Here is an 11485-nt window from a genome sequence, read left to right on the forward strand (position 1 = left end):
GGCAACCTGATTGCATTGAAAATCAAAAAAAGAAACAAAAATGGAATAGATAATTTGTATGTATGTGTTAAAATGATTTTTGAAATGTAAAGACAGATTTTCTAAAGCATGTCGTTATCGGGCGTTGCAGCCAAAATCGTTGCAACGCCCGATGGCGATATGCCTTAAATTATCTTGGTTAAATTAACGTTCAATAAAAGGCCGGAAGCCTTTGCAAAATCCCGAATACCGATGCAGTTCAATGCGCAGCAGCACAGCGAGTGCCGGCCTATCATACGATAGGCTGAGCAAGTGGGTAGCGTATAATGCAGAAATGCACCGCAGACGGGAGTGCAAAAGGTCTCAGCCGATCAATCATCTGCTTAATATATATCATGAAATACGCATTGCTTTTCCTTTCAATAAGCGGGTTGTTTTCCCAAGCGTTTGCCAATCCTGCTCCTTCGCCCGCCGATGAACTTCCGCTGCCTAATCCGGAGATGAAATTAAATCTTCATCCCGCGGAACCTTCTCTACTTCAACAGACAGGGAAGCCGGAGGTAGAGGCTCCTCCTAAGCAGGAAAAAGTGCTCGAGGTAGATGAAAAAACGCTGCTGGAAAATCCGGAATTATTGTCTCGAGCCATGTATTCTGCCGTAATGGCTCAAAACATCGAAGGTATCAAGGTATTGCTGCCGATTTACCGTAAATGGCCGAAACATGACCAAGAAATGGCTTTGTTCGGTCAGGCTTTGGTTTATCAATACAGCGGTAAAGCGGGGGAAGCGGTTAAGCTTTACCGTATTTTGATTTCCACCCAGCCCGATTCATCAATAATCCGCTTGCAGTTGGCACAAGCTTTGTTTGAGAACCAGCAAAATGAAGCGGCGGCAGACCAATTCGACAGGCTTAAGACCGAAGAATTGCCCGAGCCTGTGCTTCAGCGGGTAGAGGCATACCGAAAAGCATTGCGCCAGCGTGATTCGTGGCAGATTTACGGCGGCTTCAATATTACCCGTGAGCAAAATATCAATCAGGCTCCGAAGCAGCAGCAGTTGGGCAGGCATTTATCTCAACAAGAGTGCGAAAGCCGCCGGAAAAACAATCCGCAAAGCAGCTGTTTCGACGGTTGGACTTTCGACAAGCCGATTAATGCGACGGGTTTTAACTACCAGTTTGGTGCGGAGAAAAAATGGTCGCTGAAAAAGGGGCTGTATGCCAAAGCCGGAGTGGACTTGGCTGGGAAGGCTTACCGTTCTTATTCACGTTATAACGACGACACGGCGCGTGTTTCGGCCGGTTTGGGTTACGCAGACCAACGCAATGATATCGGGCTGACTCCTTTTCACGAGCGGCGTATTTACGGTAAGCACGCTTACAGTTATTCCAGCGGTGCGCGTATCCACTGGAACCGTTGGCAAACGCATAATTTGCAAAGCCTCACTGCAATAGAAGCCTCGCGTCTCAATAACCAGAAGCGCAAACGTTCCGATATCAACAGCCGTTTTGCCAGCGGTTCTTTGATGTATCAACGCAGTGCGAGACAATATTGGCTGGGCGGCGCAGACCTTTATCAAGAACGCAACCGCGACGACCGTTCGGATGATTTTAACCGCTATGGTTTGCGTGCCGTTTGGGGTCAGGAATGGGGGGGCGGTTTGTCCACCCGTTGGCAGGTCGGAGTGGCCAAACGCTTTTATAAAACGCCGAGCTTTTTCAGTGCAGGGGCAAAACGTCGGGATAAGGAGTTGAACACATCGGTTTCAATTTGGCACCGCGCGGTTCATTATGAAGGTTTGACTCCCCGTTTGACATTTAGCCACCAACGCACATCCAGCAATGATCCTTATCACAGTAACAATAGAAACCGCATGTTTATCGAGCTGGGCAAAACCTTTTAACCAAGCAAAGGCGTTAAATTGAATGGTGTGAATTGAATGAGGCCGTCTGAATAAAATTGTTTCAGACGGCCTCGATTTGTTTGCCTGAAAAATATATAGCCAATCAACTAATTTTTATACACAGCAGCAAACCTCAGACAATAAAAGACAATGCAGGTAGTATGAAACCGATTCTGTGGCCGCTTTAGCAGCTTGCACGATCGTTCTCTATAAGCAAGCGGTTTGATCATAGCGTTTCAACAGAGTGATCAAGCCATTTTTTTACGCTTTTAAACGGTTGCGTTACCCCTCTTGAGCGGATGCCATGTCGAGCAGTTCGGCGGCATGGCTGCGGGTGGTTTCGGTAATGGTTTCTCCGCCGAGCATACGGGCCACTTCCTGAATGCGTCCGGCTTGATCAAGCACACTGATTTCGCTGGTGGTTTTCCCATCTTGGCTGTGTTTGTGCACCTGCCAGTGGTTTTCTCCGCATGCGGCGACTTGGGGAAGGTGGGTAACGGCCAATACTTGGTGTTTTTTACCTAATGAACGCAAAGCCTTACCCACAGTTTCGGCAACACCGCCGCCGATGCCGGTATCGACTTCATCAAATATCAAAGTCGGCACTTGGGTGTATTGGCTGGTAACCACTTGGATAGATAAGCTGATGCGGGCAAGTTCGCCGCCGGATGCAACTTTGTTCAGCGGTCTGAGCGGGCTGCCTGCATTGGCGGCAACTTGGTATTGAATTTGTTCCAAACCGTGCGCGGTAGGGGAGACGGGCAATAATTCGATATGGAATTGGGCACCTTTCATGGCCAATTGCTGCATGTGGGCAGTGGTTTCGCTGCTGAGTTTGGCGGCGGCCTGATGGCGCATGGCCGAAAGGGTTTGTGCAGCTTCCATATATTCGGCTTCGGTATGTGCTACGGCAGATTCAAGTACGGCAATATCGGTTGCGGCCTGCAGGGTTTGCAGACGGTTGCTTAATTCTTCGAGTTTTGCGGGCAGCTCTTCGGGTTCGACACGGTATTTTCGTGCCGTTGACATCAGTTCACCCATGCGGCGTTCTTGTTCGGCCAATTCTTCGGGGTTGATTTCGACCCGGTTGGCAACATCACGCATATTGGCGCTGATTTCACTGAGTTCCGCTTCGATGCTGGCCAGCATATTCAGGCTTTCGGCAAAGCGCGGTTCGATTTGTTGCAGAGAATCCAACATTTTCTGGCATTGGTACAGTTGACGCTGCATGCCGTTGTCGCCGTTGATGTAGTCGGCCGTCTGTTCGGCAGCCTGCAATAATTCGGCAGCATGGGATAAGCTGCTGTGGCTTTGATTAAGGTGTTCCCACTCGCCCGGTTTGAGGTCGAGACGGTTGAGTTCGTTAAATTGCCATTCCAACCGTTCGCGCTCGATAGCCATATTCTCAGCTTGATTTTGTGCTTCGCTAAGTGCTTTTTGCGCGTTATGCCAGTTTTGGTAACACTGTTTCACTGTTTCAGCCTGCTTTTGGGCGCCGGCAAAGGCATCAAGTAACTGGCGTTGAGCCGGTTCCTGATTGAGCGAGTGGTGGGCGTTTTGGCCGTGGATGTCGATAAGCTGCCCGCCGATGGCTTTGAGTTGGGCGAGGGTGGCGGTTTGATTGTTGATGAAGCTGCGGCTTTTGCCTTTGGCGTCGATAATGCGGCGGATGCTGAGTTCGTCGTCGCCCTCTTCAATCAGCCCTTGTTCGTAAAGGTTCTGTTTCAGCCGGTGCAGGCCGCCGATATCGAATAGGGCGGAAAGCTGCGCTTCTTTGGCTCCGGTGCGGACTTGGCTGTAATCGGCTTTGTCGCCCAAGAGCAGGCCGATGGCATCAAGCGTAATCGATTTGCCTGCGCCGGTTTCGCCGGTCAGCACGGTAAAGCCGTTTTGAAAGTTGAGATTCAGTTTTTCTACGATGACAAAATCGCGTAATGAAAGTGCCAAAAGCATCGGATTTCCTTCGGTTGAGAGGCCGTCTGAAAATGAGTTGGTTTAGAAAATCTGATTATAACTAAGATTTATCGTAGTTTGAATAAGTTTTTGTTGATGTTAATCGAATCTGCTTGATTTTATGGCATTTTGTAATCGTCTGAAACAGTTTGATTGCCTGTTTTGCAGGATTTCGGAAGAGAAAGCAAGAATAATTTTTTACCAACGGAAAGAATGGCTTTCATCAAAATAAGAAATAAGCGCGGGCTGGAAAAAGGGAGGGGAGCAGGGGCGGGTTATGAACGTGTTTTGTTAACAATATCTGATTTTTTCATTCGCGGGTGCAGTAAATTCAGTTACAATAGCTCCGATTTTTTTGCTTGATTTTTCCCAACATCTGAAGGATTTCAAACCATGTTTTCAAAAAGCGTAACCATTGAGAAATACGATCCCGAACTCGCCGCCGCGATTGCCAAAGAAGTGCAACGACAGCAAGATCACGTTGAGCTGATTGCTTCGGAAAACTACGTCAGCTGCGCCGTGATGGAAGCGCAAGGCAGCCAGCTTACTAATAAATACGCCGAAGGCTACCCCGCCAAACGCTATTACGGCGGCTGCGAATACGTGGACATCGCCGAGCAACTGGCCATCGACCGCGTGAAAAAACTCTTCGGTGCCGAATACGCCAATGTGCAGCCGCATTCCGGCTCGCAAGCCAACCAAGCCGTGTACGCTTCGGTGCTGAAACCCGGCGACACCATTCTCGGCATGAGCTTGGCACACGGCGGCCATCTGACCCACGGCGCATCAGTTAACATTTCCGGCAAACTGTATAACGCCATCACTTACGGCTTGGACGAAAACGAAGTGCTGGATTACGCCGAAGTAGAACGCTTGGCTTTGGAACACAAACCGAAAATGATTGTGGCCGGCGCTTCCGCCTATGCCCTGCAAATCGACTGGGCGAAGTTCCGCGAAATCGCCGACAAAGTGGGTGCATACTTGTTTGTAGACATGGCTCACTACGCAGGCTTGGTGGCCGGCGGCGAATATCCCAACCCCGTGCCTTATGCCGACTTCGTTACCACCACCACCCACAAAACCCTGCGCGGCCCGCGTGGCGGCGTGATTCTGTGCCGCGACAACACGCATGAAAAAGCCCTCAATTCCGCTATTTTCCCGAGCCTGCAAGGCGGCCCGCTGATGCATGTGATTGCCGCCAAAGCCGTGGCCTTTAAAGAAGCGTTGGAGCCTGAATTCAAAGCATACGCCAAACAAGTGAAAATCAATGCCGCAGCCATGGCGGAAGAGTTGGTGAAACGCGGTTTGCGCATTATTTCGGGCCGCACCGAAAGCCACGTTTTCCTAGTAGATTTGCGCTCGAAAAACATCACCGGTAAAGCTGCCGAAGAAGCCTTGGGCAAAGCGCACATCACCATCAACAAAAACGCCATTCCGAACGACCCGGAAAAACCGTTTGTGACTTCCGGCATCCGCGTCGGCACTGCTGCGATTACCACCCGCGGTTTCAGCGAAGCCGATGCCCGCGAGTTGGCCAACTTGGTTGCCGATGTGTTGGAAAACCCCGAAGACCAAGCAACATTGGAGCGTGTAGCCAAAGCTGCTACCGCTTTGTGTGAGAAAAATCCGGTTTACGGTGCCTAATCGGTTTGAATCCGTCGGATTGATAGCAACATGCCGTCTGAAAGGATATTTTCAGACGGCGTTTTTTTATGCTTAAGTGGGTTGACTATAATGCAGCGGTATGAAAACAGGAAAAGGCACGAGAACGATATGCTGCGGCCGAAGTCTTGTGCCAATACACTCAAACGAATCTGATAAAATAAGCGCATCTTCAACACAGGCCGTCTGAAAATGTTTCAGACGGCCTAAACTGCTATCCGTATCCATATGAATTATCCCATCCCCGCCCCCGCCCAAAAATTCCGCTGGCTCGGCCTTTCGCGCGGCAGCCTGCCTTTGATGCTTACCGAATGCCTGCCTGAACAACCTGTAAAAATCATTCTCACGCAAGATGTGGAGCAGGCTTTGCGGCTGCAAACCGCGTGGCAGTTTTTCCGCCCGCAGGATAATGCGGTGTTTCTGCCCGATTGGGAAACGCTGCCCTACGAACGTTTTTCGCCGCATCAGGATTTGGTTTCGGAGCGGCTTTCTGCCTTGTGGCAGCTGAAAAACGGGCAGGCCGACGTGTTGGTGGTGCCGGTGGCCACCGCCATGCAGAAGCTCGCACCGGTGTCGTTTCTGCTCGGGCGCACGTTTTGGCTGAAAACGGGTCAAACGCTCGATATCGACGCGTTGCGCGAAAACTTGATTGAAGCGGGTTACAGCCATGTTTCCAACGTGATTGCCGCCGGCGAATTTGCCGTGCGCGGCGGTATTTTGGATATTTTTCCAATGGGCGCGGAGTTGCCCTACCGCCTCGATATGTTCGGCGATGAAATCGACAGCATCAAAACTTTCGACCCCGACACCCAGCGCACGCTTGCTCCGGTAAGCGAAATCCGCCTGCTGCCCGCGCACGAGTTCCCTACCGACGACGACGCGCAAAAAATCTTCCGCAGCCGTTTCCGCGAAGAAATCGAGGGCGACTACAACGCCGCCGCCGTGTACAAAGCCGTGAGCAACGGCCATTTCGGTGCGGGCGTGGAATATTATCTGCCGCTGTTTTTTGAAAACGAATGCGCCACATTGTTCGACTATATCGGAGAAGAAGCCGTTGTCGTGTGCCTCGGCGACGTACACGCCGAAGCTGCGCGCTTTTGGGCAGACGTGAAAACCCGCTATGCGATGGCGCAGGGCGATGATGCTTACCCGCCTTTGCATCCACAGCATTTGTATCTCAGTGAAGACCAGTTTGCAGGCCGTCTGAAACCTTATCCGCAAATCCTGCCCGACTTTCACGGCAAGCAGCACCAATTGCCCGATGTGGCCGTGAACCGCCAATCCGAAACCCCGCTAGCCGCCCTGCACGGTTTTCAGACGGCCTTTGAGGGCAGGATTCTGTTGTGCGCCGAAAGCGCGGGCCGCCGCGAAACCATGCTCGGCTTTTTTGCCCAGCATGGTCTGAAACCGAAAAGCGTGGACGGCTGGCAGGCATTTTTAAACAGCGATGCGCCGCTGTGCATTGCCGTAACGCAGTTGGCTTATGGGTTTCAGCTGCCGTCTGAAAACGCGGGCGGTGTTTCCGAATCGGCCGAACCCGTAGGTCGGATTCTTGAATCCGACAAAACACAATCAGCGCAAATGTCGGATACAAGTATCCGACCTACAGCAGCCCATCTTTCAGACGGCCTTTCAGGTAGCCTGTCTGAAAATGTTGGTCAGACACACGAACCGGACGAAGTAGGTCGGATTCTCGAATCCGACAAAACACAATCGGCGCAAATGTCGCGGCCTACAACCGGCCTCGCCGTCATCACCGAATCCGACCTCTACCAATACGTCGCCCGCAGCCGCACCGCACGCCGCAAAAAGCACGCCCAAGTTTCAGACGGCCTTTTGCGCGATTTGGCCGAAATCAACATCGGCGACCCCGTGGTACACGAAGAGCACGGCATCGGCCGCTATATGGGTTTGGTCAGCATGGATTTGGGCGAGGGCAGCACCGAAATGATGCTGCTCGAATACGCCAACGAAGCCCAGCTTTATGTGCCCGTGTCGCAGCTGCACCTGATCAGCCGCTATTCCGGCCATGCCTATGAAAACGTGCAACTGCACCGCTTGGGCACCGCCGCATGGAGCAAAGCCAAACGCAAAGCCGCCGAAAAAGCGCGCGACACCGCCGCCGAATTGCTCAACCTCTACGCCCAACGCGCCGCACAAGAAGGCTTTAAATTCCAGTTTAACGAATTGGACTACCAAGCCTTTTCAGACGGCTTCGGCTACGAAGAAACCGAAGACCAAGCCGCCGCCATCGCCGCCGTACTCAAAGACCTCACCCAAGGCAAACCGATGGACAGGCTCGTGTGCGGCGATGTCGGCTTCGGCAAAACCGAAGTTGCCCTGCGCGCCGCCTTCGTGGCCGTGATGGGCGGCAAACAAGTGGCCGTGCTTGCGCCTACCACGCTGTTGGTTGAACAACACGCACAAAATTTCAGCGACCGCTTCGCCGATTTCCCCGTTAAAGTCGCCCAGCTTTCCCGCTTCAACAGCAGCAAAGAAACCAAAGCCACGCTCGCCGGCATGGCCGACGGCACGGTCGATATCGTGATCGGCACGCACAAGCTCGTACAAGACGATATCCAATTCAAAAACTTAGGTTTAGTCATTATCGACGAAGAACACCGCTTCGGCGTGCGCCAAAAAGAGCAGCTCAAACGCCTGCGCGCCAATGTCGATATCCTCACCCTAACCGCCACCCCCATTCCGCGCACCCTCAGCATGGCGCTCGAAGGATTGCGCGATTTCTCGCTCATCACCACCGCGCCCAGCCGCCGTTTGGCCGTTAAAACCTTCGTCAAACCCTTCAGCGAAGCCAGCGTACGCGAAGCCGTGCTGCGCGAACTCAAACGCGGCGGGCAAGTATTCTTTTTACACAACGAAGTCGAAACCATCGAAAACATGCGCGAACGCCTGCAAGAGCTGCTGCCCGAAGCCCGCATCGGCGTCGCCCACGGCCAATTGCGCGAGCGCGAACTCGAACAAGTGATGCGCGACTTCCTGCAACAGCGGTTCAACCTGTTGCTGTGTTCTACCATCATTGAAACCGGCATCGACATTCCCAACGCCAACACCATCATCATTAACCGCGCCGACAAATTCGGCCTTGCCCAACTGCACCAATTGCGCGGGCGTGTCGGCCGCAGCCACCACCAAGCCTACGCCTACCTGCTCACGCCCGAATACATCACCAAAGATGCCGAAAAACGCCTCGATGCCATTTCCGCCGCCGACGAACTCGGCGCAGGCTTCACGCTGGCCATGCAGGATTTGGAAATCCGCGGCGCCGGCGAAATCCTCGGCGAAGGGCAAAGCGGCGAAATGATGCAGGTCGGCTTCACCCTCTACACCGAAATGCTCAAACAAGCCGTGCGCGACCTCAAAAAAGGCCGCCAGCCCGATCTCGACGCACCGCTGGGCGTTACTACCGAAATCAAACTGCACAGCCCCGCGCTTTTGCCCGAAAGCTACTGCCCCGACATCCACGAACGGCTAGTGCTCTACAAACGCCTCGCCACCTGCGAAACCGAAGGCCAAATCAACAGCGTGCACGAAGAACTCGTCGACCGCTTCGGCCTGCCCGAACAACCCGTCAAAACCCTGATCGAAAGCCACCGCATCCGCCTGATCGCCAAAGAAATGGGCATAGACGCGATCGATGCCACCGCCGAAGCCCTTACCCTTACCTTCGGCAAAAACCACAACATTGACCCCGCGCAAATCATCCTGCTGATGCAAAGCAACAAAAACTACCGCATGGCCGGCGCAGACAAATTGCGCGTGAACGCGGTAATGGAAGATGTGGCGGTGAGGATTCAAACGGTGAAGGCGGTTTTGAAGAAGTTGGGGGAGAAGTAAACAGGCTACCGGACAAAAGGCCGTCTGAAATTTCAGACGGCTTCAACCAGCTGTGGCGCGGGCATCCTTGCCCTCCGCTTGCTAAATAAAGAAAGGACGACCAAATGCTTCATGCCATTATTCAAGGCAAAAGCAGCCGTTGGTTGAAAGGAGCTAAAAAAGAAGCGCTTTTATCTGCCAACAAACGCATCCATACACCTAAAGAAGATGAAATTACTTCGACCATTTTCGGGGTAATGAAATATCTCAACGCTTTTGACGTGTACCGTTTTTTTCGGAAACTATCAAAGCAAAGCATTCCAAACGATATTCAGCATGTCAGTCACCAAATCGTTTTTTGGAAACGCAGAAAACATAAGTGGAAAGATAACACGGAAAGGGTAACCGAACCCGATATGCTGGTTTATTTTGAGGTGAATGGTAAAAAAGAAAGCTATATTGTTGAACTGAAGTGGGGAGCTTACTCGCATTTCGGGCACGATCAATTAGAGAGGGAGTGGGCTTGCTTTCAAGAAGGAGAAACGCATCTGATTTATTTGGCCGATATGATTCATCCTGATTTCTATCACAAACAAAAAGGACTTCCTTGGCATGCCCTCACTTGGCAACAATTTTTGGGTATCGTTTTATCGGAATGTAAGCATAATCATGGCTCATATGCTTTATATATGCAGGATTTGAGCAAGCTATTAAATGCTCTAAAAATAAAACAGTTTTATGCTTTTTCTGCATTAAAATTGCCTTCCGATTCGGAATGGCAAAATAGCCATTTTCGCATCTTTGATTTCACTCAAATTAATGTACCGATTTTAAATAATACTTGGAGAGTAACAGATGAACAGTAATATTCAGCAAGGCGTGGCAATCAGTCAGGCTTTAAATGAATTGGAAAAATTTTTCCAAGAGGTAGAAGCACTACGCAGATTATTATCCGAACAATTAAATGATTTTTTATCGAACAGTACAGAATTTCAAATAGGAGATATAGACTATATTTGTACGCAATCTGAAAGTACTTGGCTATTTCCTTGGGATAATCTAAGTATTGCTATATTTAAGAAAAAAACAAGAAAGTTGATAGATGATAAGGCTCACAGATTTATTAACTTTCAATTTTCGTTCTTCGGAGAAAGCACCGCAATTCCCGAACAACAGGCGCGGCCTATTCTTCATGTCAGTTCTTCAGAGTTACGTCACTGCCTTGATGACTTTTATGTTCGATATCCAATTGATAAAAATTGGTATTTGGGTGATTTTCCGGGAGTCTTATCTTTAGAAAAAAATGAATTAATTTGGTCAAATTATGATTATGGCGATAAATTTTGGCACTATAGTGTTGATTTATTAAGCATCAACGCAGCTAATGTTAAGCAAATTCTCATCGACCCCGTTTACCGCTTGTTACATGGTGAACCATGGGAAGTGGTTCCCGATTCTGCTTTAGATAAAGCTATTGTTCGATACGAAAACTTAGAAAGCATTCTCAAATAAAACCAATTACCGTAGGGCGGTGATGCCCACCCTACAAATGGTAAAAACCAATAAACAAAACACAAAAAAAGGAAAACGTCATGCCCAATTTCCGCCGCCATTATGTGTTGGGGAATGTATTGTTTTCAAAATGCCGTCTGGATGTTGGAAAAGGTCGGGTTATTTACACTTTTTATGCCAAACAGCTTTTGTTTTTTGCAGGAATGATGGTTTCGTGATTTTTGAGTATTCTCAAGAACGATGCGGCTTCGCCGTGCCTTTCGGCATTCTTGACAACCCTCAAAAATCCCAAAATGGGTCTGCATGCAAAAAACGGAAAGTGTAAACAACGCTAGAGTTTCTTACACCTGAGACCTTTGCAAAACCCTCAAAAATCCTCTAAATTCCCACTCACATCAAACTCCGGGAATTTAGAGGATTTTGTTCATGAGCAGCTTTTTACACACCGACGCCCTCAACCACATCGAAAAACATCTCGACCGCTTCCCCCTCATCAAACTCGACCGTATTCTTGACCGGACACCCATCGAACAATACCTCGCCGGCCGCAAAACCCGCTACGTGCGCGACAACGGCGGCCGTCCCGCCTATCCTTTGCTCTCCATGTTCAAAGCCGTCCTGCTCGGCCAATGGCACAGCCTCTC

Annotated in this window: 6 protein-coding genes and 1 pseudogene; 6 read left to right on the plus strand and 1 reads right to left on the minus strand. The window is 50.4% G+C overall.

Annotated features, from left to right (window positions below; genetic code table 11):
- The first annotated feature begins 566 nt into the window (after positions 1-566).
- The gene (locus AKG43_RS02275; protein ID WP_231718090.1) at positions 567-1880 is read left to right on the plus strand and encodes a surface lipoprotein assembly modifier; all 1314 of its coding nucleotides are present in this window, start codon (positions 567-569) and stop codon (positions 1878-1880) included.
- Between the two features lie 282 nt (positions 1881-2162).
- Here the strand turns inward: AKG43_RS02275 and recN are convergent, their stop codons facing one another.
- Positions 2163-3833, minus strand: a complete 1671-nt coding sequence (gene recN / locus AKG43_RS02280) for a DNA repair protein RecN (protein WP_054598954.1) — start codon at positions 3831-3833, stop codon at positions 2163-2165.
- A 393-nt stretch (positions 3834-4226) separates the two neighbouring features.
- Here recN and glyA point away from each other — a divergent pair, with 393 nt between their 5' ends.
- From glyA to AKG43_RS12680, 5 genes and pseudogenes are all read left to right on the plus strand, one after another.
- Positions 4227-5477, plus strand: coding sequence for a serine hydroxymethyltransferase (glyA, locus tag AKG43_RS02285; RefSeq protein ID WP_054598955.1), 1251 nt, complete (start codon positions 4227-4229; stop codon positions 5475-5477).
- Positions 5478-5723: 246 nt separating this feature from the next.
- Positions 5724-9350: a transcription-repair coupling factor gene (gene mfd, locus AKG43_RS02290; protein ID WP_054598956.1), complete on the plus strand. Its 3627-nt coding sequence runs from the start codon at positions 5724-5726 to the stop codon at positions 9348-9350.
- 104 nt (positions 9351-9454) lie between these two features.
- Positions 9455-10195, plus strand: a complete 741-nt coding sequence (locus AKG43_RS02295) for a hypothetical protein (protein WP_054598957.1) — start codon at positions 9455-9457, stop codon at positions 10193-10195.
- Positions 10185-10841, plus strand: coding sequence for a hypothetical protein (locus tag AKG43_RS02300; RefSeq protein ID WP_054598958.1), 657 nt, complete (start codon positions 10185-10187; stop codon positions 10839-10841). The genes AKG43_RS02295 and AKG43_RS02300 overlap by 11 nt, the downstream gene beginning before the upstream one ends.
- 426 nt (positions 10842-11267) lie before the next feature.
- Positions 11268-11485: pseudogene (locus tag AKG43_RS12680) on the plus strand (IS5/IS1182 family transposase); the annotation flags it as partial.

The organism is Neisseria sp. 74A18 (genome assembly GCF_001308005.1).
GTDB classification, from domain to species: Bacteria; Pseudomonadota; Gammaproteobacteria; order Burkholderiales; family Neisseriaceae; genus Neisseria; species Neisseria dumasiana.